This window comes from Pseudomonas cremoricolorata, from assembly GCF_000759535.1.
Taxonomy (GTDB): domain Bacteria; phylum Pseudomonadota; class Gammaproteobacteria; order Pseudomonadales; family Pseudomonadaceae; genus Aquipseudomonas; species Aquipseudomonas cremoricolorata_A.
Genome location: NZ_CP009455.1, coordinates 2703851 through 2728277 on the forward strand (window position 1 = coordinate 2703851; position 24427 = coordinate 2728277).

General features: G+C 64.5%; 27 protein-coding genes. 16 read left to right on the forward strand and 11 right to left on the reverse strand.

Annotated elements, in window-relative coordinates:
- Positions 1-4: 4 nt before the first annotated feature.
- Complete coding sequence (locus tag LK03_RS11885; protein WP_038412571.1) at positions 5-1357, forward strand: aminotransferase class I/II-fold pyridoxal phosphate-dependent enzyme; 1353 nt, start codon at positions 5-7, stop codon at positions 1355-1357.
- A 237-nt stretch (positions 1358-1594) separates the two neighbouring features.
- On the forward strand, positions 1595-3229 hold the full coding sequence (mqo, locus tag LK03_RS11890; RefSeq protein ID WP_038412573.1) for a malate dehydrogenase (quinone): 1635 nt from the start codon (positions 1595-1597) through the stop codon (positions 3227-3229).
- A gap of 157 nt (positions 3230-3386) precedes the next feature.
- Here the strand turns inward: mqo and LK03_RS11895 are convergent, their stop codons facing one another.
- From LK03_RS11895 to LK03_RS11915, 5 genes are all read right to left on the reverse strand, one after another.
- Positions 3387-3932, reverse strand: coding sequence for a lipocalin family protein (locus LK03_RS11895; protein ID WP_038412574.1), 546 nt, complete (start codon positions 3930-3932; stop codon positions 3387-3389).
- A 112-nt stretch (positions 3933-4044) separates the two neighbouring features.
- Positions 4045-5334: a M18 family aminopeptidase gene (locus LK03_RS11900; RefSeq protein ID WP_038412576.1), complete on the reverse strand. Its 1290-nt coding sequence runs from the start codon at positions 5332-5334 to the stop codon at positions 4045-4047.
- 53 nt (positions 5335-5387) lie between these two features.
- On the reverse strand, positions 5388-6272 hold the full coding sequence (locus LK03_RS11905) for a LysR family transcriptional regulator (RefSeq protein ID WP_038412578.1): 885 nt from the start codon (positions 6270-6272) through the stop codon (positions 5388-5390).
- A 121-nt stretch (positions 6273-6393) separates the two neighbouring features.
- Positions 6394-7389, reverse strand: coding sequence for a GTP 3',8-cyclase MoaA (gene moaA / locus LK03_RS11910; RefSeq protein WP_038412580.1), 996 nt, complete (start codon positions 7387-7389; stop codon positions 6394-6396).
- Positions 7390-7526: 137 nt separating this feature from the next.
- Positions 7527-7988 (reverse strand): Lrp/AsnC family transcriptional regulator, encoded by a 462-nt coding sequence (locus tag LK03_RS11915; RefSeq protein ID WP_038412582.1) that lies wholly within the window; start codon positions 7986-7988, stop codon positions 7527-7529.
- 139 nt (positions 7989-8127) lie between these two features.
- On the opposite strand from LK03_RS11915, the gene LK03_RS11920 reads away from it, so the two are divergent.
- Positions 8128-9294, forward strand: a complete 1167-nt coding sequence (locus tag LK03_RS11920; protein ID WP_038412583.1) for a trans-sulfuration enzyme family protein — start codon at positions 8128-8130, stop codon at positions 9292-9294.
- 46 nt (positions 9295-9340) lie between these two features.
- Here the strand turns inward: LK03_RS11920 and LK03_RS11925 are convergent, their stop codons facing one another.
- On the reverse strand, positions 9341-9577 hold the full coding sequence (locus tag LK03_RS11925) for a YdcH family protein (RefSeq protein ID WP_038412585.1): 237 nt from the start codon (positions 9575-9577) through the stop codon (positions 9341-9343).
- Positions 9578-9780: 203 nt separating this feature from the next.
- On the opposite strand from LK03_RS11925, the gene rnd reads away from it, so the two are divergent.
- From rnd to LK03_RS11940, 3 genes are all read left to right on the forward strand, one after another.
- Complete coding sequence (gene rnd / locus LK03_RS11930; RefSeq protein ID WP_038412587.1) at positions 9781-10914, forward strand: ribonuclease D; 1134 nt, start codon at positions 9781-9783, stop codon at positions 10912-10914.
- The gene (locus LK03_RS11935; RefSeq protein WP_038412589.1) at positions 10911-11204 is read left to right on the forward strand and encodes a YcgL domain-containing protein; all 294 of its coding nucleotides are present in this window, start codon (positions 10911-10913) and stop codon (positions 11202-11204) included. Before rnd ends, LK03_RS11935 begins: the two co-directional genes overlap by 4 nt.
- Positions 11205-11279: 75 nt before the next feature.
- Positions 11280-12212 carry a D-2-hydroxyacid dehydrogenase gene (locus LK03_RS11940; RefSeq protein ID WP_038412591.1) on the forward strand — a complete coding sequence of 311 codons (933 nt, stop codon included), beginning with the start codon at positions 11280-11282 and terminating at the stop codon, positions 12210-12212.
- A gap of 42 nt (positions 12213-12254) precedes the next feature.
- Here LK03_RS11940 and LK03_RS11945 read toward each other — a convergent pair whose 3' ends face one another.
- On the reverse strand, positions 12255-12848 hold the full coding sequence (locus LK03_RS11945) for a nitroreductase family protein (RefSeq protein ID WP_038412592.1): 594 nt from the start codon (positions 12846-12848) through the stop codon (positions 12255-12257).
- A 213-nt stretch (positions 12849-13061) separates the two neighbouring features.
- Here LK03_RS11945 and LK03_RS11950 point away from each other — a divergent pair, with 213 nt between their 5' ends.
- Both LK03_RS11950 and LK03_RS11955 read left to right on the forward strand, forming a co-directional pair.
- Positions 13062-13511 carry a YcgN family cysteine cluster protein gene (locus tag LK03_RS11950; RefSeq protein ID WP_038412593.1) on the forward strand — a complete coding sequence of 150 codons (450 nt, stop codon included), beginning with the start codon at positions 13062-13064 and terminating at the stop codon, positions 13509-13511.
- Positions 13512-13550: 39 nt separating this feature from the next.
- Positions 13551-14762: a hypothetical protein gene (locus LK03_RS11955; RefSeq protein WP_038412594.1), complete on the forward strand. Its 1212-nt coding sequence runs from the start codon at positions 13551-13553 to the stop codon at positions 14760-14762.
- Positions 14763-14801: 39 nt separating this feature from the next.
- Here the strand turns inward: LK03_RS11955 and LK03_RS11960 are convergent, their stop codons facing one another.
- Together LK03_RS11960 and LK03_RS11965 are read right to left on the reverse strand one after the other, a co-directional pair.
- Positions 14802-15122 (reverse strand): DUF2892 domain-containing protein, encoded by a 321-nt coding sequence (locus tag LK03_RS11960; protein WP_038412595.1) that lies wholly within the window; start codon positions 15120-15122, stop codon positions 14802-14804.
- Positions 15123-15221: 99 nt separating this feature from the next.
- Positions 15222-15590, reverse strand: coding sequence for a YajD family HNH nuclease (locus tag LK03_RS11965; RefSeq protein WP_038412596.1), 369 nt, complete (start codon positions 15588-15590; stop codon positions 15222-15224).
- 134 nt (positions 15591-15724) lie between these two features.
- Between LK03_RS11965 and LK03_RS11970 the strand changes: the two genes are divergently transcribed.
- A complete protein-coding gene (locus LK03_RS11970; protein ID WP_038412597.1) occupies positions 15725-16000 on the forward strand; it encodes a hypothetical protein in 276 nt (91 codons plus the stop codon).
- Here the strand turns inward: LK03_RS11970 and LK03_RS11975 are convergent.
- Positions 15997-18048, reverse strand: coding sequence for a S9 family peptidase (locus LK03_RS11975; RefSeq protein WP_038412598.1), 2052 nt, complete (start codon positions 18046-18048; stop codon positions 15997-15999). The genes LK03_RS11970 and LK03_RS11975 overlap by 4 nt on opposite strands.
- Positions 18049-18165: 117 nt before the next feature.
- Here LK03_RS11975 and LK03_RS11980 point away from each other — a divergent pair, with 117 nt between their 5' ends.
- Genes LK03_RS11980 through LK03_RS11990 form a run of 3 tightly spaced genes read left to right on the forward strand, consistent with a single transcriptional unit; the run spans position 18166 to position 19997 of the window.
- Entirely contained in the window at positions 18166-18678 is a 513-nt protein-coding gene (locus LK03_RS11980; protein ID WP_038412599.1) for a hypothetical protein, read from the forward strand.
- 12 nt (positions 18679-18690) lie between these two features.
- Entirely contained in the window at positions 18691-19485 is a 795-nt protein-coding gene (locus tag LK03_RS11985) for a class II glutamine amidotransferase (RefSeq protein ID WP_038412601.1), read from the forward strand.
- On the forward strand, positions 19476-19997 hold the full coding sequence (locus LK03_RS11990) for a DUF2937 family protein (RefSeq protein WP_038412602.1): 522 nt from the start codon (positions 19476-19478) through the stop codon (positions 19995-19997). Before LK03_RS11985 ends, LK03_RS11990 begins: the two co-directional genes overlap by 10 nt.
- A 65-nt stretch (positions 19998-20062) precedes the next feature.
- Here the strand turns inward: LK03_RS11990 and LK03_RS11995 are convergent, their stop codons facing one another.
- The gene (locus LK03_RS11995; protein WP_038412604.1) at positions 20063-21001 is read right to left on the reverse strand and encodes a ZIP family metal transporter; all 939 of its coding nucleotides are present in this window, start codon (positions 20999-21001) and stop codon (positions 20063-20065) included.
- Positions 21002-21129: 128 nt separating this feature from the next.
- On the opposite strand from LK03_RS11995, the gene LK03_RS12000 reads away from it, so the two are divergent.
- The 4 genes from LK03_RS12000 (at position 21130) to LK03_RS12015 (ending at position 24414) form a co-directional block, all read left to right on the forward strand.
- Positions 21130-21321: a PLDc N-terminal domain-containing protein gene (locus tag LK03_RS12000; RefSeq protein WP_028694618.1), complete on the forward strand. Its 192-nt coding sequence runs from the start codon at positions 21130-21132 to the stop codon at positions 21319-21321.
- A 162-nt stretch (positions 21322-21483) separates the two neighbouring features.
- Entirely contained in the window at positions 21484-23562 is a 2079-nt protein-coding gene (locus tag LK03_RS12005) for an LTA synthase family protein (RefSeq protein ID WP_038412605.1), read from the forward strand.
- Between the two features lie 113 nt (positions 23563-23675).
- On the forward strand, positions 23676-23912 hold the full coding sequence (locus LK03_RS12010; RefSeq protein WP_038412606.1) for a hypothetical protein: 237 nt from the start codon (positions 23676-23678) through the stop codon (positions 23910-23912).
- A gap of 169 nt (positions 23913-24081) precedes the next feature.
- A complete protein-coding gene (locus LK03_RS12015) occupies positions 24082-24414 on the forward strand; it encodes a ribonuclease E inhibitor RraB (protein ID WP_038412607.1) in 333 nt (110 codons plus the stop codon).
- Positions 24415-24427: the final 13 nt, after the last annotated feature.

A 24427-nucleotide genomic window follows, 5' to 3' on the forward strand; every position in this document is an offset into this window, starting at 1 on the left:
CTCGATGACAGCAAGAACGCCTACGGGCCTCGGTGTGGATGCCAAGCAACGTCTGATCCAGCAAGCGCTGGCGCGCCGGCGCAGTGAGCCGGAACAGGCGAGCGGCGCCACATTGGAGCAGGCACAACAGGCTGCGCAAAAAGTCCCCGAGGCCTTCTACCGCTTCGACCAGTACCCGGGTTACCAGCACCTGCGGGTGATGCAACAGACCGGTGCGCGAATGGGCCTGAGCAGCCCTTTCTTCCGCCTGCACCAAGGCACTGCCGGGGCGCAGACGGACATCGCCGAGCGCCGCTACGTCAACTTCGCCAGCTATAACTACCTGGGCTATTCCGGGCACGCCGAGGTCGCCGAGGCGGCCAAGGCGGCAATCGATCGCTACGGCACCTCGGTATCGGCCAGCCGCCCGGTCTCCGGCGACCGTCCGTTGCACCGCGAGCTGGAGCGCGAGCTGGCCGAGCTGTACCAGGTGGATGACGCGGTGGTGATGGTCAGCGGCCATGCCACCAACGTCACCACCATCGGCTATCTGTTCGGCCCGCGCGACCTGGTGCTGCATGACGAGCTGATCCACAACAGCGTGCTGCAAGGCATCCAGTTGTCTGGCGCACGGCGGCTGTCATTCGCCCACAACGACTGGCAAGCCCTTGATCGTTTGCTGGGTGAGCAGCGCCAGCACTTCGAGCGCGTGCTGGTGGTGGTTGAGGGCATCTACAGCATGGACGGCGACTACCCGGACCTGCCGCGCTTCGTCGAGCTCAAGCGCAAGCACAAGGTCTTCCTGATGGTCGACGAGGCGCATTCGCTGGGGGTCATGGGGCGCACCGGCCAAGGCATTCGCGAGCATTTCCAGCTGGCCGGCGATGACGTCGATATCTGGATGGGCACCCTGAGCAAGACCCTCGCCAGTTGCGGCGGATACATTGCCGGGTGCAGCGCGCTGGTCGAGCATCTGAAATTCTTCGCCCCAGGCTTTCTCTACAGTGTCGGCATGCCGCCGTCGGTAACCGCGGCTGCGTTGGCCGCGGTGCGCCTGCTCAAGGCTGATCAAGGGGAGAGGGTCGGACAGTTGCAGGCACGCGGCGAACTGTTCCTGCGATTGGCGATTGCCGCCGGGCTGGACACGGCCACCAGCACCGGGCTTGCGGTGATTCCGGTGATTACCGGCAGCTCGTTCAAGGCCGGACGGCTGTCCAGTGCACTGTTCGAGCGGGGTATCAATGCCCAACCCATCGTCTATCCGGCGGTGCCGGAGCAGGCTGCGCGGGTGCGCTTTTTCGTCTCGTGCGAGCACAGTGAAGCGCAGATTCGCGAGACGGTCGCCATTGTCGCCGAAGAAATGGCACGGCTCGCCTGAGTCGTCGAGCCCTGGGACAACCTGCCGCCTTGACGCGGCAGACAATTTGTTTACGCCAGAGTTTCGGTTACAATCGGAAAAACGTTTCAGCCTTGTAGGGTTTTTCTGACCCTTGGCTGAGCGTTGCTGTTTTCCGGCTGGCGACTCCAATGATCAATAACAAGCGTGCGCTGAAGGACAGAAACAATCGAGGTCAGGCACTCGCCGTCCTTACGTGCTAACGATTGGAATTGATCAATGTTCAAGAAAGCTGGCAAGACCCTGCTGGGTCTGGCTGTTGCCGCGAGCTTCATGCACGCGCACGCCGCAGAAACCAAGAAAGTAGACGTGCTGCTGGTCGGCGGCGGGATCATGAGCTCCACCCTGGCGGTGTGGCTCAATGAGCTCGAGCCGAACTGGTCGATGGAGATGGTCGAGCGCCTGGACGGCGTGGCTGAAGAGAGTTCCAACGGCTGGAACAATGCGGGCACCGGTCACTCTGCGCTGGCTGAGCTGAACTACACCCCGGAAAACCAGGATGGCAGCATCAACATCAGCAAGGCCATCGAGATCAACGAAGCGTTCCAGATCTCGCGCCAGTTCTGGTCGTGGCAGGTGCGTCAGGGTGTGCTGAACAACCCGCACTCGTTCATCAACACCACGCCGCACATGAGCTTCGTGTGGGGTGATGACAACATCAAGTTCCTCAAGAAGCGTTACGACGCGCTGCAAGCCAGCCCGCTGTTCCGCCCGATGCAGTACTCTGAAGACCACGCGCAGATCGCCAAGTGGGTTCCGCTGATGATGGAAGGCCGTGACCCGAGCCAGAAGCTCGCGGTGACCTGGACCCCGATCGGCACTGACGTCAACTTCGGCGAGATCACCCGCCAGTTCGTCAAGCACTTGCAGACCCGTGACAACTTCGACCTGAAGCTGTCCAGCGAAGTGCAGGACATCACCCGCAACGACGACGGCTCGTGGCACGTCGAGTACAAGAACCTCAAGGATGGCAGCGAGTCGGCCACCGACGCCAAGTTCCTGTTCATCGGTGCTGGCGGCGGCGCGCTGAAGCTGCTGCAGAAATCGGGCATCGAAGAAGCCAAGGAATACGCAGGCTTCCCGGTCGGCGGTTCGTTCCTGGTCACCGAGAACCCGAGCGTGGCCATGCAGCACATGGCCAAGGCCTACGGCATTGCCTCCACCGGTGCGCCGCCCATGTCGGTTCCGCACCTGGACACCCGTGTGCTGGACGGCAAGCGGGTGATCCTGTTTGGCCCATTCGCCACCTTTTCGACCAAGTTCCTGAAGAACGGCTCGTACCTCGACCTGCTCAAGAGCACCACGCTGCACAACGTGTGGCCAATGACCAAGGTCGGTGTCGATCAATACCCACTGGTTGAATACCTTGCTGGTCAGCTGATGCTGTCGGACGAAGACCGCTTCGAAGCGCTGCGCACCTACTTCCCGCACGCCAAGAAAGAAGACTGGCGTCTGTGGCAGGCCGGTCAGCGCGTGCAGATCATCAAGCGTGATGCCGAACACGGCGGCGTGCTGAAGCTGGGTACCGAAGTGGTGGCCTCCAAGGACCGCACCCTGGCCGGTCTGCTGGGTGCCTCGCCAGGTGCCTCCACCGCAGCGCCGATCATGCTCAACGTGCTCGAAACCATCTTCAAGGAGAAGGTCGCGACCCCTGAGTGGCAAGCCAAGCTGCATCAGATCGTGCCGAGCTATGGCACCAAGCTGAACGACTCGGCTGCCGCGGTGCAGAAAGAGTGGAACTACACCGCCGAAGTGCTGCAGCTGGAGAAGCCGCCGGTCATCGACCAGAGCGTCGAAGCCGCCCCGGCCGACGCGCCTGCCAAGAACGACCCGGCACGCGACATGGCGCTGTAAACCGTCGAGCTGATGCCGCTGTCAGAGCGGTATCGTCGAGATGAAAAAAACCGGGCCACTGAGTAGTGGCCCGGTTTTTTTGTGTCTTGGGTGTGGTGGCTGCGCCTGACCGTCCTGAAGAACACGACGCCATTGCAGCCCCCCTCAACTCTTCACATCACTTGCGCCAGATCAACTCCGACGTGTCATAGCCCTGATCCTTCGCCACTTTCAGCAGTTGCTCACGTACCGCGGGGGTGACTTCGGGGGTGCGCGACAACAGCCACAGGTAGTCGCGGTCGGGGTGGCCGACCACTGCAACCTTGTAGTCGGGATCGTGGTAGAGCACCCAGTACTGGCCCTTGGTCAGGCCTGGGGCGATGCGGCTGAACCAGTTGTTGAAGCGCACCCAGAGCTTGTCGGTACGGCCGGCCACCTGCGGCTCGGCGATGCCGTTGACCTCGCTGAGTTCGCCGTCCTTGTCGCGGCAACGGTTGGTGACGTCGATCCGACCGTCTTCGCGCAGGGCGTAGTGGGCTTCGGACTGTACGCACTTGCGCTGGAAGAACATCGGCAGCCGTGCCAGTTCGTACCAGGTGCCCTGGTAGCGTTGCAGATCGACCTGCATGGTCGCGGGGGCCGAGGCCGAGCGTTCGCTGCTGCTACTGCAGGCGGCCAGGGCGAGGGGGATACAGGCAAGCAGAAGCAGCGTGCGGGTTTTCATGAAACCTCCAGAGCAGCCAGGTGGGGCGCCGCCGCCATGGGCTTGGCGGCGGCAGCGTCTGAAGGTTTGATGCCGCGGCGCGGCGAAAGTTGACTGCGCGGCGGCGGGTCGATCAGGGCAGGTCGTGGCTGCGATAGAACGCGGCCAGCACTTTGACCAGATGCGCCAGATCATGGCTGCCGCACAGCTCGCGGATCGAGTGCATGGCGAAGGTCGGCAGGCCGATGTCCACCGTGCGCACGCCCAGATGGCTGGCGGTGATCGGGCCGATGGTCGAGCCGCAGCCCATGTCGCTGCGCACCACGAAGCTTTGCACCGGCACTTCCTCGGCCATGCACAGGTGGCGGAAGAAGCCCGCGGTTTCGCTGTTGGTGGCGTAGCGCTGGTTGCTGTTGACCTTGATCACCGGGCCGGCATTGAGCTTGGGTCCGTGGTTGGCATCGTGCTTTTCGGCGTAGTTGGGGTGCACGCCGTGGGCGTTGTCGGCCGAGATCATCAGCGAGCGTTGGATGGTGCGCACGTACTCATCGCCGTTGGGCAGCAGCCGTTGCAGGGTCTGTTCGAGCATCGGGCCGTCGGCGCCGCAGGCCGAGGCCGAGCCGATTTCTTCGTGATCGGTGCACACCAGCACGCAGGTCTCTTCGCTGTCGGCGCTGAGCAGCGCTTGCAGGCCGGCATAGCACGACAGCAGGTTGTCCAGGCGGGCGCCGGCGATGAAGTCGCCGTTCAAGCCGATTAGGGCAGCGTCCTGGGTGTCGTAGAAGCTCAGCTCGTAATCGAGCACCACGTCGGCGATCAGTTCGTGCTCGCGGGCCAGTTGCTCGGTGAGCAGGGCGCGGAAGTCGACACGCTCGTCCCCGGCCACCTGCGCCAGAATGGGCGGCAGTTCGCTTTGCGGGTTGATCGCCCAGCCTTCGTTGGCGGTGCGGTTGAGGTGGATCGCCAAGTTGGGAATGATCGCGATGGGCAGCTTGAAGTCGATCAGCTGGCTTTCCACCTTGCCGTCGCGGCGGAAGGTCACGCGCCCGGCCAGCGACAGGTCGCGGTCGAACCACGGTGCCAGCAACGCGCCGCCATACACCTCGACGCCCAGTTGCAGGAAGCCGTGGCGTTGCAGTTCAGGTTGCGGCTTGACCCGCAGGCAAGGGCTGTCGGTGTGCGCGCCGACCATGCGAATACCGCCGCGCAGCGGCGCCTGCCGGCCCAGGCTGATGGCGATCAGCGACGAGTCGTTGCGGGTCACGTAGTAGCGCCCGCCGGGCACCGTCGACCAACTGTCACGCTCGTCAAGGCGCTGGTAGCCGGCTGCTTCCAGGCGCTGGGCCAGGCTCGCGGTGGCGTGGAATGGGGTAGGGGAGGCCTTGAGGAAATCGATCAGGCCGGCATTGAGGGCATCGCGCATAGGTCGCTCCAGACAGCAGAGGCGCGAGTTTAACGCAGTTTGTCGCGCGCTGATCAGGCGCCGAAGAGTTTCTGCGCCTGGGCGAAGCACTGCTCGGCGATGGCCGAACGCGGTTCGCTGCGGCGCAGCAGCAGGCCCAGCTGGCTGCGGATGCGCGCATCCTCCAGCGGCACGATGCGCAGGTGCTCGCTGGCATCCTCCAGGCCGAAGTCCAGCGGCATCACCGCGCAGCACAAGCCACCGCTGACCGCCTGCAGCAACTGGAAGGTGGAGTCGCTCTCCAGCACCACACGTGGCTCCAGGCCACGGCTGCGCAGGCTCAAGTCGAGCGACTGGCGGTAATGCATGCCTTTGCTCGGCAGGCCCAGGGCAAGGCTGCCCAACGCCTCCCATGGCAACTGCTCGGCCTCGAAGCGGTGATGACGGGTGTCGTGCAGCAGGCCCATGGTGGTCACACCCAGTTCGAGCACGTCGAAGTAGCGGGTGTCGACTTGATCCAGATAGCAGATGCCCAAATCCAGCTGGTTACGGCTCAGGCCATCGATGATCTGCTCGGAACTGAGCGAGGACAGCTGAAACTGCAGGCCGGGGTGTTCGGCACGCAGCGGCACCAGCAGGCTCATGGGATTGAAGCTGGCCAATGGCACCGAACCCAAGCGCAAGTTGCCGACCACCTGGCCGCGACAGCTGGCGGCCTCGGCATGCAGGCCGTCGTGCGCCGCCAGCAGCGTGCGTGCCCAGGCCAGGATGCGCTCGCCGGCCTCGGTGAAGCCCTCGAAGCGCTGGCCGCGCTTGACCAAGGTCAGCTCCAGCTCGTCTTCCAGGTTGCGCAGGCGCATCGACAAGGTCGGCTGGGTGACATGGCAGAGGGCGGCAGCTTGGCCGAAGTGGCGGGTCTGGTCGAGGGCCAGAAGGAATTTGAGCTGCTTGATGTCCATGGAAAAACCTGCGCGTGCGTAGGTCTGTGACCATAACCAAGTCCGGGGGTTGCCGCCATCTCTAATAGAGCACGTTGATCGTGTGGTGAGCGGCGTCGATGACTTGGGTGCGCAGCCGGCGTCAGCCGCCGGTCATGTTCATGAAGCGCAGAATCTGCACATCACCGCCGACCTCGAAGTGATGCCGGTAAGGCTTGAGCTGAACCGCATCGCGGATGGCCGCTTCGAGCCGTGCGCAGTCACCAGGGTGGGCACGCACGACCTGCTTGAGGTCCAGCGAATGTTCGTTGCCCAGGCACAGCAACAGGCGACCTTCGACGGTCAGGCGCACGCGGTTGCAGGTGGCGCAGAAGTTGTGGCTGTGCGGTGAAATGAAGCCGACTCGGGTTTGCGCGGCTTCGGCCAGGCGCCAGTAGCGGGCCGGGCCGGCCGAAGATTCGGCCGACTCGATCAGGGTGAAATGTTCGGCCAGGCGCTCGCGCACTTCATCGCTGGAACAGAAGGATTCGCCGCGTTCATGCTCGCTGATGACCCCAAGCGGCATTTCCTCGATGAAGGTGATATCCAGCTCGCGCTCGATGGCAAAACGCACCAGATCCACCAGTTCGTCATCGTTGCGCCCCTTGAGCACCACCGCGTTGAGCTTGGTGCGCCGGAAACCGGCGGCGCGCGCGGCGTCGATACCGGCGACAACCTGGGCCAGGTCGCCGGTGCGAGTAAGCTGGTGGAAGCGCTCGGGTTTCAGGCTGTCGAGGCTGATGTTGAGCCGGGTGACACCCGCGTCGAACAACGGCTGGGCCAGGCGCGGCAGTTGCGAGCCGTTGCTGGTCAGGCACAGTTCGCGCAGGCCGGGCAGGGCAGCGATACGCTGGCACAGCTCGACGATGCCTTGGCGCACCAGTGGTTCGCCGCCGGTGAGGCGAATCTTGCGCGTGCCAAGGGCAACGAAGCGTTCGGCGATCTGGTACAGCTCTTCGAGGGAAAGAATCTGCTGGCGCGGCAGGAACTGCATGTCTTCGGCCATGCAATAGACGCAGCGGAAATCGCAACGGTCGGTCACTGACATCCGCAGGTAGTCGATCTTGCGATTGAAACCGTCGATCAAAGCGTCGTTCACGTCGTTGCCTGTGTTGCCAGAAGAGTTGCCAGGAGCCCTTGATGCAGCGCGTCCCGGCATGGGCCACGCTATAGCGTGAATCGGGGCGCCGTCAAATCGCTTTCACCGACCGTACCATCGATCGCCTCTATCAGCGTTCAACTGCGACGTACGGGATAGGCCGTGGTGTATTTCATCTTTTCCATGGCAAAGCTCGAGGTCACGTTGGACAAGCCTTCGGTGCAGTTGATCAGCTTCTTGTAGAAGCGGTCGTAGGCGGCGATGTCGGCCACCACCACGCGCAGCAGGTAGTCCCAGTCACCGGCCATGCGGTAGCACTCCATCACCTCTTCGAAGGCCGTGATGGTGGCGCCGAAGCGTTCCAGCCAGGCGCTGTCGTGGCGCTGGGTCTTGAGCTGGACGAACACCGTCAGCCCCAGCCCCAGACGCTCCGGGTCGAGCAGGGCGACCCGGCCGCGTATATAGCCGTCTTCCTCCAGGCGCTTGACCCGTTTCCAGCAGGGGGTGGTCGAGAGGTTGACGGCCTCGGCCAGGTCTTTGAGCGACATCGAGGCATCGCGCTGCAGCAGGGTGAGGATGTGCTGGTCGAAACTGTCCATGGTGTTGCGGGCGATCCTGAGGGTGAAGGTCTCAAGACTACCGTCTGGGCGGGAAAAAGCATCCCCTGGCGTGTGGCGGCGTCGCTGCCAGTGATGCCTGTGCCATAGTGATGCCACTTCCCAGCCACCGGAGCCCGCCATGGCCGACAAGCCGCGTAGTTTTGCCACCCGTACGATCCACGCTGGCGAGCAGTCCCGCGTCGCCGACAACGCCATTTTCCCGCCCATCGTCACGGCCAGCTCGTTCATCAAGCGCAGCCTCGACGACACGCCTGAGTATTCCTACAGCCGGGTCGGCAACCCGACCCGGCACGCCTATGAGAGCTGCGTCGCGGCGCTGGAAGAGGGCGTCGGTGCGGTCGCCTGTGCCTCAGGTGTCAACGCCACCGCCACAGTGCTCGAGCTGCTGCCCAAGGATGCCCACGTGGTGGTCATGAACGGCGTCTACGGCGGCACGTTTCGCATTCTCGAAGATTTTCGCGGGCACACCTCAGGACTGACCACGAGTTATGTCGACCTCAACGACCTGGACGCCGTCGCTGCCGCCCTGCAGCCCAATACCCAGCTGATCTGGATCGAATCGCCCACCAACCCGTTGCTGCGCTTGGTCGACATCAAGGCGCTGTGCGAGCTGGCCAAGGCCCGCGGCATTCTCACCTGCATCGACAACACCTTCTGCTCGCCGTGGAACCAGCGGCCGATCAGCCTCGGCGTCGATCTGGTGATGCACTCGGCGAGTAAATACATCGGCGGCCACTCGGACCTGACCGGTGGCATCGTCGTCGCCGCCAACGAGACCCTGCTTGCGCGACTGCGGCGGATCAGCATGAGCATTGGCGCAGTGCAGGGGCCGTTCGACTGCTACCTGGCGCTGCGCGGGCTGAAGACCCTGGATGTGCGCATGGAGCGCCAGTGCGCCAATGCCTTGCAGGTGGCGCGCTTTCTGGAAAACCACGCACAGATCGAGCAGGTGTTCTACCCAGGCCTGCCCAGCCATCCCCAACACGCGCTCTGTCAGCGGCAGATGCGCAGTGGCGGTGCGGTGGTGGCGATGCGCGTGAAGGGCGATCACGCTGCGCTCAATCGTTTGGTGGAGGCGTTGCAGTTGTTCGTGCTGGCCGACTCGCTGGGCGGGGTCGAGAGCATGATCAACCACTCCTGGAGCATGTCGCATTGCTCGCTCAGCGCCGAGCAGAAGCACGGCATGGGCATCAGCGAGAACCTGCTGCGCCTGTCGGTGGGCGTGGAGGACTACCGCGACCTGATCGACGACCTGGACACGGCGCTGGCTGCGGCGGCGGGGTGAGCGATGGCTGGCCCGGCCAAACCGGGCGCAGCCAATGGGCGAGGGGTCAGTTCTGGGTTGGGTGAACGATGCGCTCGATCTGGTCCTTGAGCAGCAGGCGCTCCTTGCGCATGCGGTTGATGGCCTCGTCGCTGGTGCCGTTGCGCTCGGCCACCAGCACTTCCTTGTCCTTGGCGTTGTACTGTTTGTGCAGGGTGTGCAGGTTCTGATCCTGGTCGATCAGCGCCTGGAAGGTGTCGGCAGTCATGTTCAGGTCGGCGAGCAAATCGTGCGGAACTGGCATCTCTTCACCTCGGTTCAGGGGTACAGGGTGGTGTGGCTGAGGATAGACCCGCTGCCGGTGCCTGGCGAACTTGCCGGGCCTGGCGCAGCGCCGGGCAGTCGGGACTGTCATCGTACTGCCTTGTGACCGGCTACCACGGTGCGGGTTTCACCCGCAGGGGCCTCGACGTATATACTGCGCGCCACTGTTTGTAGGAGAGCCTCGTGCCCATCGAAATACACTGGATCCGTGACGATCAGGCCTTGGCCGAACACTGCCGACACTGGCACGAACTGCCGTTCGTGGCCGTCGACACCGAGTTCATGCGCGTCGATACCTTCTACCCCAAGGCCGGGTTGATCCAGATCGGTGACGGGCAACGCGCCTTTCTCATCGACCCGCTGACGATCAGCAATTGGACCCCGCTTGGCGAACTGCTGGAAGACTCCGCGGTGATCAAGGTGCTGCACGCCTGCAGCGAAGACCTCGAAGTGCTGCTGCGCCTGACTGGCAAGTTGCCGCAACCGCTGTTCGACACGCAACTGGCGGCCGGCTACCTGAACATCGGCTTCTCGATGGGTTATTCGCGCCTGGTCAACGAGGTGCTCGGCATCGAGCTGCCCAAGGGCGAGACACGCTCCGACTGGTTGCAGCGGCCGCTTTCCGACACTCAGGTCAGTTACGCCGCCGAAGACGCCGTGCACCTGGCCGAGCTGTTCGCGGCGCTGCGTCCGCGCCTGTCGGCGGATAAATTCGCCTGGGTGCTGGAAGATGGCGCCGAGCTGGTGGCGCAGATGCGCCGTGAAGTGCCCCCGGAGGGCCTGTACCGCGACGTCAAGCTGGCCTGGAAGCTGTCGCGCCAGCAGTTGGCCGTATTACGTGAACTGTGCGCCTGGCGCGAGCGCGAGGCGCGCAGCCGCGATGTGCCGCGCAGCCGCATCCTGCGCGAGCAGTCGCTGTGGCCGATGGCCAAGAGCCAACCGGAAAGCCTCGCCGCCCTGGCCCGTATCGACGACATCCACCCGCGCACCTTGCGCCAGGATGGCGAACACCTGCTCAAGCTGCTCAAGCAGGCCGGCAACCTGCCCCCCGAGGACTGGCCACCGGCGCAACCCGAGCCGCTGCCCATCGAAGCGTCCGGCATCCTCAAGCGCCTGCGCGCCATCGGCCAGGCCGAGGGCGAGCGGCTGGGCATCGCTCCGGAACTGATGCTGCGCAAGAAGACCCTCGAAGCGCTGCTCAAGAGCGGCTACCCGAACGGCCCCTATCAATTGCCCGATTCGCTGCGTGGCTGGCGCCGCGAGCGAATGGGCCAGGCCCTGCTCGATGACCTGGCAGGTGCCGGAGACCCGTCATGAAACGCATCTGTTCGATCTACAAAAGCCCGCGCAAGAATGAAATGTACCTGTACGTGCTCAAGGCCGACGGCCTCGAGCGTGTGCCGGAAGGCCTGTTGCCGTTCTTTGGCACCCCCGTGCACGCCTTCGACCTGGTGTTGACTCCCGAACGCACCCTGGCCCGCGAGGACATCACCAAGGTGCTGGAGAACCTCGACAGCCAGGGCTATCACCTGCAGATGCCGCCTGCCGAAGAGGAATACATCGAGCACCTGCCCGAAGAACTGCTGCGCCGCAACGATCCCGTCTGAGTTCGCCCTCGTCTACGCCCCGCCCTTGATGCTGGCCCGCCACCGGGCCGCATCGCCTGCCAAGGTTCACCTGCCATGCCCGTGCTGATCGCCGAAAAGGCTCACGCCACCTATGCCCGTCTGCTTGCCGATCATGCACCTGAAGTGCAGGTATTGAGCAGCGGCGACCCCGCCGAACTGCAACGCATGGCGGTGGATGCCGACATCTGGCTCGGTCAGCCCGATCTGCTGGCCAACCTGCTGCGCAGCGGCGCGCTGCCCAGCTGGATGCAGTCGACCTGGGCCGGCATCACGCCACTGCTGCGCGACGGCTTGCCGCGAAGCTATCGGCTGACCCGTGCGGTGGGTGTGTTTGGTCAGGTGATGGCCGAGTACATGCTCACCTATATGCTCAGCCACGAGCGCGAAGTGCTGTCGCGTTTGCTGAGTCAGGTGGAGCGGCGCTGGGATGAGCGGCCTGGACGCAGCCTGGAGGGGCGGCGGGTGCTGATCGTGGGCTGCGGCGAGATAGGCCAGCAGGTGGCGCAGTACCTGGCGCCGTTCGGGGTGATTCTGCACGGGGTTGCCAACAGCGCTCGGGCGCAGGCACCGTTCGCCGAGGTGGCCGGTCTGGATGCGCTGCCGCGGCTGGTGGCGCAGGCCGACTACGTGCTCAACCTGCTGCCGGACACGCCCGCCACGCAGGACATCTTCGACGCGGCGCTGCTGCGCCAGTTCAACCCTGAAGCGTTGCTGATCAATGCCGGGCGCGGTGCAGCGATCGTCGATGCCGACCTGGTCGAGGCGCTGCGCCAAGGGCATCTGGCCGGGGCGGTGATCGACGTCTGCCGCCAGGAGCCGCTGCCGCCCAAGCACCCGTTCTGGACCGCCTGGGGCCTGCTGCTTACCGGCCACAGCGCCGCACCAACATCACCGCCGGCGCTGGTGCGGCTGTTCGTCGAGAATCTGCGTGCGTATCAGAACGGTGAGCCGCTGCGCGGTGAGGTGGATTTCCAGCGCGGCTATTGAGGCAGCGGCGCTGCCTGAGGGCAGGCCGCCGCGTCAGGTGCGTTACAGGCTGAACTCGCCCTCTGCGGCCAGCGCGCTCAGCGGCAGGCGGCTGCTGGGCACTTCGCGGGCTTGCAGCGCTTCGGCCAGGGTGGATTTATCACCCTGCTTGCCGATGGCGATGAAGGCATGCACGGCGTAGTCGTCAGGGATGTTCAGCTCGCTGCGCGTGCGCTCTTGGTCGAAGCCGGCCATGCCATGGGTGTGCCAGCCGCTCAGGCTCGCTTGCAGCGCCAGGTGACCCCAGGCTGCGCCGGTGTCGAAGGTGTGCCACAGGGCCGGGCTTTCTTCGCTGGCGCCGGGGGCGGTGAAGGTGGTCTTGGAGAGGATCAGCACCAGAGCCGATGCGTGCTGCGCCCAACTGCGGTTGAACGGCACCAGCAGGTCGAGAAAGTGTTCCCAGTGGGCGCTGTCGCGGCGTGCATAGAGGAAACGCCAAGGCTGCGAGTTGTAGGCCGAAGGCGCCCAGCGCGCGGCTTCGATGAAGCTGAGCAGGGTGTCTTCGCTGATCGGTTCGGCGTTGAATGCCCGTGGTGACCAGCGATTGATGAACTGCTCGTCGATGGCATGCTCGGTGATACGAGGGTTGGCACTCATGGCGGCTCCTGTCGAGAAAGGGGGCAAAGAGGCTCTGGCAGGCGCAGGTGCAACCCGCCACAGTCTGGGGTTCCGCCCAGCGCTGGGTAGGAAAGGCTGCACGCTAGCGCGTAGCCGCAGCGCTGACAAGCGGTCTGGCAAAGCGGTCGGGCAGGCTCTAGACTGGCGCCGCCGCGCCTGGCGGTCTGAAACCCATCGCTGGAACCCTGTTTGATGAACGCAGACACCGCGCCGTTCTGGCGGCGCAAGACCCTCGAACAACTGAGCCCGGTCGAATGGGAATCGCTGTGCGACGGCTGCGGCCTGTGTTGCCTGCAAAAGCTCGAGGATGAAGACGACGGTGGCGTGTACTACACGCGCATCGCCTGCAAGCTGCTCGACCTGCAGACCTGCCAGTGCAGCGATTACCCAGGGCGCTTCGCCGCCGTGCCTGACTGCATCCAGCTCACACCGGGCAAGGCCGACCAGTTCAAGTGGTTGCCGACCACGTGTGGCTATCGTCTGGTCAGTGAAGGCCAGGACCTTCCCGCCTGGCATCCGCTGGTCTGCGGCGATCGCAGCCAGGTTCATGCCCAGCGCATCTCCCAGGCCGGGCGCATGCTCAGCGAGTCCGAGGTCAACGAAGACGACTGGGAAGACCACCTGATCTTCCGCGCCGGCTGACCTAAGCCCTGCGTACCCGCCCCGACAAGGAGTCCCTGCATGCATGTCCGGTTGTTGTTGCTATTGAGCCTGCTGCTCAGCAGCCCTGCCTTCGCCAAGAAAGTCGACCTCGATTATGCCGTGCGCCTGTTGCCGCAAAGCGGGCAGGCCGAGGTGCAACTGTCGCTGGCGGACGGCCGCACGGTGCGCAGCCTGGACTTCGACCTGGGCAGCGGCGAGCTCTATAGCGACTTTCACGCCGATGGCCAATGGCAGCGCCAGGGCACACGTGGGGTCTGGCAGCCGGGCCCCGGCAAGAGCCAGCTGAGCTACCGTGTGCGGCTGGATCAGCCAGCAGCCAACGGCGTGTTCACCAGCCGCATCACCCCGCACTGGGCAGTGTTTCGCGGTGAGCAACTGGTGCCTACCGCGCGCCTCGATCAGCAGGATGGCACCGAGCTGGTCGCGCGTCTGAGTTTCACGCTTCCCGAGGGTTGGAAAAGCGTCGAGACCGCCTGGCCGCGCATCGGCAAGCACAAGTTTCGCATCGACACCGTGTCACGGCTGTTCGACCGTCCCACCGGCTGGATACTGGCCGGCAATCTGGGCAGCCGCCGTGCCCGTCTGGGTGAAACCGAGGTCACCGTCGCTGCACCCCAAGGCCAGGGCATGCGGCGCATGGACACGCTGACCTTGCTCACCGTGGTCTGGCCGCAGGCCCAGGCGATCTTTCCGCGCACCCCGGGCAAGCTGTTGGTGGTCGGCGCCCGTGACGGCATGTGGCGCGGCGCGTCGGTGGGGTATCAATCGATCTTCCTGCACAGCAACCGCGCGCTGATCGACGACAGCGGCGCCAGCCCACTGCTGCGCGATGTGGTGCAGGTGTTTACCCAAGTCCGTGACCGCGAGCGCAGTGACTGGCTGAGCGAAAGCCTTAACCAGCACTACGCCGTCGAGCTGCTGCGCCGGGCCGGCGGAATCAGCGATGACCGCTATCAGGTGCTGCAGGTGCGTCTGCAAAAGCAGGCCAGTGCAGTGACCACCTTGCGCGGCGAGCAGGCCTCTGCGGCTCAGGTGGCACGAGGCGTACTGCTGTTGCAGGCGCTGGACAGCGAGATCCGTATCCACACCCACGCCAAGCGGTCGCTGGATGATGTAGTGCGCGCGCTGATGCGCTTGTCCAGCGTGAGTACCGAAGAATTCGTGCAGATCAGCGAGAGCGTGCTGGGACGTCGCTCGGAAGTGTTGCAGAGCAAAGTGCTGCGTCCCTAGCCCGGCAAGCGTGGGCCGCGGAGCGGCGGCCCTGGCAGATTACAGCGGATCTTTACCGGTGACGGTCACGCCGCGGGTGGCGGCGTCGGCGCTGGCCTTGAGCCTGGTCAGCTCGGCGGCGTCATGTTCGATGCCCTCACGCAGGCGCAGGTACTCCGAGCGATGCTCCTGGAACCAGGTCTTGGCAGCGCACTGCCCGCGCACGCCACGCGCTACCGCAAAGCCGCCCATGGCGATCTGCACCAGGCCGAGGAAGCCGCCCTTGCGCAGGCCCTTGGTAATCATCAGGGCGCCGCCGGCAACCGAGCCGATACGCTCGATGCCCTGGACGTTATGCTCGTTGGAAAGAATGTCGCGCATGGCTGATCTCCTGAAAGGGTAGGTACAGGAGCTGACCGCAGCCTGCGGCCAGGCGTTCAGCCGGGTTGCCGGCTGGCGCTCGGGCCATGGCCGGCAGTGTCACTTTTTCAGCAGATCGCCCAGTGCCGCGAAGGGGTTGTGGGTCGCCTTGGCGGTCGTTGGGGAACTCAGCGAGCCATCGCTGAAGTACTGCTGGTCGGTGTAGCGGGAGTGTTCGTTGTCGTGGCAGTACAGGCACAGCAGTTCCCAGTTGGAGCCGTCCTGGGGATTGTTGTCGTGGTTGTGGTCGCGGTGATGCACGGTCAGCTCCGACAGGCGCTTGCCGGCGAACTCGCGGGCGCAGCGGCCGCAGACGTGCGGGTACATCTTCAGGGCCTTGTCGCGGTAGCCCATTTCCTTGTCGCGCTTGGCGTCGGCAAGGATGCGGTCGAGGCGCGCGGTGGCGGCGGAAGTAGAGGCCGAGCTCATGGTGTTACCTTTTCTGTTGTGTGCAGTCGAATGACGGTTGGATGAAGTCTAGCCTGCCTCTCGGCACTCCGGACAGGCGTGATGTGTAACCAGCAGGTAGCCTGTAGAGCGTTTTCAGGAAACGGAGCTCACCCATGCGCGTCTTGTTGATCGCCGCATTACTGACGGGCTGGGCCTCGGCTCACGCCGCCGCGCCCCAGCCGCAGGTGCTCAATCCGGCGCCGGGCGCGCCTGGCACGGCCACGCCCTCGCCTTATCCGCAAATCACCCCAAGCAGCCCACCGCGTCAAGGCGCCGGCAAGCCCGGTGGGCCGGCCCTGCCGCCCATGCCGCTGCCTGGCCCGCCCAAGGATCAGCCGCTGGCGCAGCCGGCGCAGACGCCGTCGGCCAGGCTTCCAGGCCGCGATTAGGCAACCTGCAGTGTTTCCAGCACGAACGCATACTCCAGCGCCACGTCCCGTAGCCCCTGGTAACGCCCGCTCATGCCGCCGTGTCCGGCGTCCATTTCGGTTTTCAGCAGCAGCAGGTTGTCGTCGGTCTTGAGCGTACGCAGACGCGCCACCCATTTCGCCGCTTCCCAGTACTGCACCCGGCTGTCGTTGTAGCCGGCGACTACCAGCATGGCCGGGTAGGCCTGGGCCTTGACGTTTTCGTACGGCGCATAGGCCTTGATGCGCGCATGCACCTCCGGATCCTGGGGGTTGCCCCACTCATCATACTCGGTGACGGTCAGCGGCAGGTCCGGGTCGAGCATGGTGTTGAGCACGTCGACGAACGGCACCTCGGCGATGGCGCAGCCGAACAGCTCGGGGCGCTGGTTGAGCACCGCCCCGATCAACAGCCCGCCAGCGCTGCCACCGCTGATCGCCAGGCGGTCGGCGGTGGTGACCCCGGTGTCGATCAGGTGCTCGGCGCAGGCGATGAAGTCATCGAAGGTGTTCTGCTTCTGCGCCTGCTTGCCGGCGCGGTACCAGGCCTCGCCCAGCTCGCCGCCGCCGCGCACATGGGCGATGGCGAAGGCCACGCCGCGCTCGAGCAGACTCAACCGTGCGTGGGAGAACCACGGGTCGAGGCTCTCGCCGTAGGCACCGTAGCCATACAGGTACAGGGGCACCGTGCGCTGCAGATCGCTGCGCCTTCGCACCAGGCTGATCGGCACCTGGGTGCCATCGGCGGCGGTCGCCCACAAGCGCTCGCTGACGTAGGCGTCGGCATCGAAGTCGCCCAGCACCGGGGTTTGCTTGAGCACCGTCTGCGCGCCATCGACCAGGTTCAGTTGACGCACCTGGGCAGGCCGATTGAGCGCTTCATACCGCAGGCGAATGCGCGCGCTGACGAACTCCAGGCTGTCCTGCACATACAGGCTGTAGGCGGCATCGGGCAACTCGACGCGATACGCCTCCAGGCCCTGCGGGTGCACTTCGATGATCGGCAGGCCGCCTTCGCGCAGGCTCAGGGTGTAGGCGCCGGCATTGAGATTGAGGCCTTCGAGCATGACCTGCTCGCGATGGGCTACCAGCACCTGCCACTGTTGCTGGCTCGGCACCTGGTCGGCCGGGGCGTGGAACAGCGCGAAGTTGATGCCATGCTGGTTACTGCGGATGAACCAGCGCCACTGGCCATCGAGCTGGCCGTGGTCGGGGAAGTACTCATGGCCCTCGATGCGCGGGGCCAGGCAGGTGAACGCGGCGTTGGGCGTGCCGGCGTCGAGCACCCAGGCTTCGCTGGTGGTCTTGCTATTGAGCAGCAGCACCAATTGGCGTTCGGAACTGCTGCGGTAGCAGTGCAGGAAGAAGCGTCCGTCGGGCTCTTCGAACACCGTCTGCGCAGTGTCCTGGCCAAGGGTGTGACGGCGCAGGCGCCAGGGTCGGTGAGTGTCGTCCAGCTCGCTGAAGAACAGCGTCTGGCTGTCGTTGGCCCAAGTCATGCTGCCGTCGCAGTCGTCGAAGGGCAGGGCGGTGACGGCGCCGCTGCTCAGTTCCTTGACGAACAGCGTGTAGACCTCATCGCCACTGGTATCGAGGCTGTAGGCCAGGCGCTGATGGTCGGGGCTGACACTGAAGGCGCCGAGCGACAGAAAACCGCCAGCGGCCAGCGCGTTGGGGTCGAGCAGCAGTTCCTCGCCTTGCTCGTCGACCTGGTTGGAATCGTCGGCCGGCCTTGGGCAACGGTAATGGCGTGGGTATTCGTCTCCGGCGGTGGTGCGCGTGTAGTACAGGTACGGCCCCCACGGCGAAGGCAGCGACAGGTCGGTTTCCAGGATGCGCCCTTTGATTTCCTCGAACAGCGTCTCGCGCGCCTGGGCCTGATGTGCCAGGCAGGTTTGCTGGTAGGTATTCTCGGCTTCCAGGTAGGCCAGGACTTCAGCGTCGTCGCGTTGTTGCAGCCAGGCGTAGGGATCGCCGGAGGACCGCGTGCGGGCGATGGGCGGCTGGGCGGTGCGATCGGTGGCGGGCATCGGATTCTCTTGGCTGGGGCTGTGCCGGGTCAACCCGTGCATGGCCGGCATGGGGGGCGCCTGCGCCCGGAAAAGTCGTTATCATAGGCAACTCTTTCCCTGGCGTGCACCCACACCATGACCGAACACGACTACACCCTCGCGTGGGGCCTGTATGCCTTTGCCGCTCTGGGCTGCCTGCTGGTCTTTTTCAAACTCACCGGCTGGATGTGGCGGTGGCTGCGCGAACCCTTGCGCGTCGTGCTGGCGGTGCTGTTGTTCAGCCCGACCATCGTCGACCCGGCCAAGGACAGTTTCGCTCCGGCCGTGGCCATCAGTACCCTCGACCTCGCCTTCAAGGTCGGCAACAACGCCTGGCGCGCGGCGTCCGATCTGGCGATGTATGGCCTGATCGCCTTCATCCTGTACGTCCTCTTCGTGCTGATTCGCTGGCCCCTGGAACGCCGCGCCGGCGAGCGCCGTGCCCAGGCCGAGGCCGCCGCGCAACGCCGCGCTGCCGAAGACCAGCAGCTGGAACACCCGTCGCTTGCCGCCGAGCGTGTCGATCGTTACCGCGACGACCACGTCCGCTTCGAACCGGCCGCGCCGCGTTCGGGCAGCGCTGGTAGTCGTCTCGAACCGCGCCTGTAGCAGGAGAGCCTCATGTGTGAATTGCTCGGCATGAGCGCCAACGTGCCCACCGATATCGTCTTCAGTTTTACCGGCCTGATGCAGCGTGGCGGGCGCACCGGGCCGCACCGTGATGGCTGGGGCATCGGCTTTTACGAAGGGCGTGGCCTGCGGCTGTTCCAGGACCCGTCGGCGAGCAGCGAGTCGGAGGTGGCCAATCTGGTGCAGCGCTACCCGATCAAGAGCGAAGTGGTGATCGGTCACATTCGCCAGGCCAATGTCGGCACCGTCTGCCTGTCCAACACCCACCCGTTCGTACGCGAGCTGTGGGGCCGCAATTGGTGCTTTGCGCACAATGGTCAATTGCGTGAGTTCAGCGGCGAAAAGACCTTCTACCGTCCGGTCGGGGATACCGACAGCGAGGCAGCGTTTTGCGACCTGCTCAACCGCGTGCGCGCAGCATTTCCCGAACCGGTGGCCGTCGAGCAACTCTTGCCGGTGCTGGTCGAGGCCTGCGCCGGGTATCGCAGCCAGGGCGTGTTCAACTGCCTGCTGAGCAACGGCGACTGGCTGTTCTGTTTCTGCTCGACCAAGCTGGTGCACATCACCCGGCGCGCGCCGTTTGGTGCGGCGCGGCTCAAGGATGTCGACCTGATCGTCGACTTTCTCACCGAAACCACCCCCAACGACGTGGTCACGGTGATCGCCACCGAGCCGCTGACCGAAAACGAAACCTGGAACCGTTACGCGCCCGGTGACTGGGCGCTGTGGCGCCACGGTGAGTGTACCGCCCACGGCCACAGCGAGGAGGCCCCGGCATGTTCATGAGCTACCTGCGTCTGTTGCTGTTCACCGTCGGCCTGCTGGCCGGCATCCAGGTGCCGGGTTTGATCAACAGCTACAGCCAGCGGGTCGAGGCCCATGTGCTGGAGTCCCGCGAAGCTTTGAATGGCTTCAAGGAAACCGCCGAACGCTTCTTCAACGGTGACCTGCAAGCCCTGGTGCGGCATTACCGCAGCAGCGATGACCCGGTGTTCAACAGCGATGCCAACAGCATCGAGAGCCTGCTGATTCGCAACCAGATGCTGGAAAACGAGTGGCAGACCTTGCAGGGCAACTGGTGGGTGCGCACCTGGCACGTGCTGGTGCAGCCCGACCCTGACCTGCGCGAAGAAACCCTCAAAGGCTACAGCTACCAGATCCTGCTGGTGCCCGAAGCCATCGCCTGGGGCGTGGGCGCCGGGCTGCTGTTGTCGCTGGCGGTGGAGAGCCTGTTGCGTCTGATCGGTTGGCTGGTCCTCGGCGCACGCCGCCGGCCGGTCAAGGAGAGCTGGCGCTAAGGCCGGCTCTACCGGCTGTCGCGAACCCTCCGCCAAGCGCCTGACTGCCGCAAATCCTGCGCCGCTCAGCCCAGCGCGGTATCGAGAAACATCATCACCGCAAAGCCGCCCATCAGGCCGAGGGTAGCAGAGGTCTGGTGGCCGTTGCGGTGGGTCTCCGGAATCACCTCGTGGGACACCACGAAGATCATCGCCCCGGCGGCCAGGCCCATGCTGATCGGGTAGGCGAGTGCAAACCCGGTGGAAATCCCCAGGCCGATCACCGCGCCCAGGGGTTCCATCAACCCCGAACCAATCGCTACCAGCGCCGCCTTCAGGCTCGACAACCCGGTCGCGCGCAGCGCCAAGGCGACCGCCAGGCCTTCGGGAATGTCCTGAATGGCGATAGCGCTGGTCAGCGGCAGGCCGATGTTCATGTCGCCATTGGCGAAGCTCACGCCAATGGCCATGCCTTCTGGCAGGTTGTGCAAGGTGATCGCCAGCACGAACAGCCAGACCCGATTGACCCGCGCCGCTTCCGGGCCGCAGGGGCCAGTGGATTCGTGTTCGTGCGGGGTGAAACGGTCGAGCCCGAGCATCAACAGCACGCCCAGGGCCATGCCCAGCACCACCGTGCCGGCTGCAGCCGAGCCGTTGCCGGTGATTTCCCGCGCAGCGTCCAGCCCTGGAAGAATCAGCGAAAAGGAGCTGGCCGCGAGCATCATGCCGGCAGCGGAGCCGAGCATGACATCCTGATTGCGCGTGCTGACATCGCGCAGAATCACCGCCAATACCGCGCCCAGTGCGGTAGCGCCGAATCCTGCCAGGCCGCCGAGCACCGCGAAATGCAGGTTGTCGGCGTGATCGCCATTGACCGCGTTGTAGATGCTCGCCAGCAGCAGCACGATGATCGCCAGCAGGCTCACGCCCAGCCCGGCGCTCAGCCACGGGTTGCGCTGCGCCTGTATGCGCCAGGCGCCCAGCAGCGAGGGCAGGGCGGAAGTGGAAGAATCGGCTGGGGGCATCGCGAACCTCGGAATCAGAACAATGAGCGAGTCTAGCGATTGACCTGAACCTCACGCCAAGGATTCCGTTCTATAGCCTCGATAGCCCGCTATGCTGAGCGGTGCAGCTATTCATAAGGAGCAAGGGTATGGGTTCGACATTCAACGGCCTGGTGGGGCTGATCATTCTGGCCCTGGACATCTGGGCGATCATCAGTGTGGCAAGAAGCAGTTCTTCGACTGGCGCGAAAATTCTCTGGATCGTGTTGATCCTGCTGCTGCCGGTGGTGGGGCTGATCATCTGGGCCATCGCCGGGCCGCGGGGCAATCCGCGGGTCTAGCCAGCGCAGGACGCAGCGGGCGGCGTGACATAATTTTCACACTCGATTCCTGAAAATCCGCGCCGCATAATGCTGCGTCCGTCCGCTGCCAGTTTGTCATTGCGGGCGCTGTCGACGACCCAGCTTTTTCCGCAAACCTGCATTCTTAGGACTTCTCCATTCATGGCTCATCCGAATGCCTTGAAGCAATGGGGCGTGCGCGCTCCCTTTACCCCAACCGTTTCCCGCCACCTGGCGTACACCGCGCTCAGCGCCCTGACAATCATGCTCATGCTGAGTCTGGTACGCCTGGCGCTGTTGCTCTACAACAGCGATATGGTCGGTGATACCCCTACCGCCACGGTGGCGGAAGGGTTTCTCAACGGCCTGCGTTTCGACCTGCGGGTGGTGGTCTATCTGAGCGTACCGCTGCTGCTGGCCACCCTCAGTACCTGGGCAATGGCCCGACGTGGCTTATTTCGCCTGTGGCTGACCCTGACCTCCAGCGTGGTGCTGCTGCTCGGGCTGATGGAGCTGGACTTCTACCGCGAGTTCCACCAGCGCTTGAACGGCCTGGTCTTCCAGTATGTGAAGGAAGACCCGAAGACGGTGCTGAGCATGCTCTGGTATGGCTTCCCCGTGGTGCGCTACCTGCTGGCCTGGCTGTTCGGCACCTGGTTGCTGAGCCTGGTGTTCAAAGGCATCGACCGCATCACCCGCGGCGGCAGCAATCCAGACGCCACCCTCGACGCAAGCCGCGCGACGCCCTGGTACAACCGTCTGGCAGTGTTCATGGTGATTCTGCTGGTTGCCGTGGTGGCCGCCCGTGGCACCCTACGCCAGGGCCCACCGATGCGCTGGGGCGATGCGTTCACCACCGACTCCAATTTCGTCAACCAGCTGGGTCTGAACGGCACGCTGACCCTGATCGATGCCGCCAAGAGCCGCTTCGGTGAAGACCGCGCCAACATCTGGAAAGCCACCCTCGACCCGCAGGTGGCGCTCGAGAGCGTGCGCAAGCAACTGCTGACCGAGCACGACACCCTGGTCGATGCCGACCAGGCGGCGATCCGCCGTGACTTCGTCCCGCCTGCGGACAAGACGCTGCCGATCAAGAACGTCGTGGTGATTCTGATGGAAAGCTTCGCCGGCCACTCCGTCGGTGCCCTCGGCGGCCCCAACGACATCACCCCGAATTTCGACCAGTTGGCCAAAGAGGGCCTGCTGTTCGACCGCTTCTTCTCCAACGGCACCCATACCCACCAGGGCATGTTCGCCACAATGGCCTGCTTCCCCAACCTGCCGGGCTTCGAGTACCTGATGCAGACGCCCGAGGGCGGGCACAAACTCTCCGGGCTGCCGGCGCTGCTCAGCGCCCGTGACTACGACGATGTGTACGTTTACAACGGTGACTTCGCCTGGGACAACCAGTCCGGCTTCTTCGGCAACCAAGGCATGACCACCTTCATCGGCCGCAACGACTTCGTCAATCCGGTGTTCTCCGACCCGACCTGGGGCGTCTCCGACCAGGACATGTTCGATCGCGGCGCACAGGAACTGGCCAACAACTACGGCAAGAAGCCGTTCTATGCGCTGCTGCAGACCTTGTCCAACCACACCCCCTACGCCTTGCCCAAAGACCTGCCGGTGGCGCCGGTCACCGGCCAGGGCCGATTGGATGAACACCTCACCGCCATGCGCTATTCGGACTGGGCGCTCGGTCAGTTCTTCGAGAAGGCGCGCAAGGAGCCGTATTTCAAGGAGACCTTGTTCGTCATCGTCGGCGACCACGGCTTCGGCAACCATCAGCAGGTCACCGAGCTCGACCTCGGCCGCTTCAACATCCCGCTGTTGCTGATCGCCCCGGGCATTCAGGACAAGTTCGGCGCGGTCAGCCACACCGTGGGTACTCAGGTGGACGTCGTGCCGACCATCATGGGCCGTCTGGGTGGGCCAACCCGCCACCAATGCTGGGGGCGTGACCTGCTCAGCCTGCCAGCGGGCGATCCTGGGGTGGGCATGATCAAGCCGTCGGGCAGTGAGCAGATCGTCGGTCTGGTCACCGGTGACCGCGTGCTGATCGAGTCCAAGGACATGTCGCCGCGCCTGTATCGTTACCAGCTGGGCCGCGAGTTCAAGGCCGAGCTGATCGAAAGTCCCGATCAGCCACAGTTGCTCAAGACCCTCGAAGCGTTCATCCAGACCGCTACCAAGAGCCTGCTGGACAACACCGCCGGAGTCGTCCACGGCACCCCGCAATAAGCACCGCTGCCGGGGCCCTGCGCCCCGGCAGGCGGACTGAACAAAACCCTGGCACCCAGGGTCAGCTAGAACAGGCAGTACTCGCTGTTCCGTGACCATCAGAGGGCTCGTTAATGAAAGAGTGGGACATCATCTTTGCCGATCAGAAGGGCGAACTGACCACGTTGCACCTCAGCGCTGAACAGCGCCCGAGTGAGGAAGAGGCTGCGCGTGCGATTCGTTCGGTACTGTTCCCGGTCATGGATGAGCTGGACCTCAATGATTTTCAGGATCGCAGCGTGTCGCCCACGGCGCGCTGGCTCAAGGAAAACAGCGGCGTGACTATCAGCGAAATTGTCGAACGCCCCTGAATTGGCCCCTGGCGCGCCGTCGCGGGTGACGCTAGGCTTGATCTTGGGGTCAGCGCTGTCGTGCGCCGGCCCCTGTCTTCTTCCCCCCACCCAAGCTGCTCCAAGGCGTCACGCCGGCCACCGTGTACTGTAAGAAAAGTCTATCCATCGCATTGCAGGAGGACGTTTCATGACCAGCCACAACGACGACATCAGCAGCACCGTACTCCGCCAGATGAAGGAGGGCGGGTTCGACTTCACGCGTATCCATCCCATCGAGTTCTATGCCGTGCTTCCCAGCGAGGAAGACGCCTGGCGCGCCGCGCAAGCGTTTCGCGGTGAGTCGACCCTGGCGCAGGTGCATGAGTCACAGGAGGGTGACTGGCATCTGGAGTTGAGCAAAGTCATGTATGCCACGCATCGGGGTATCGGTGCGTTCGAGCAGGCGCTCGAACGGGTCGTCTCGCCCCTGGGTGGTGAGGTCAACGGGTGGGGCGTCAAGCAGGAGCGTATCGTCGCCTGATCGTCTGACTGAC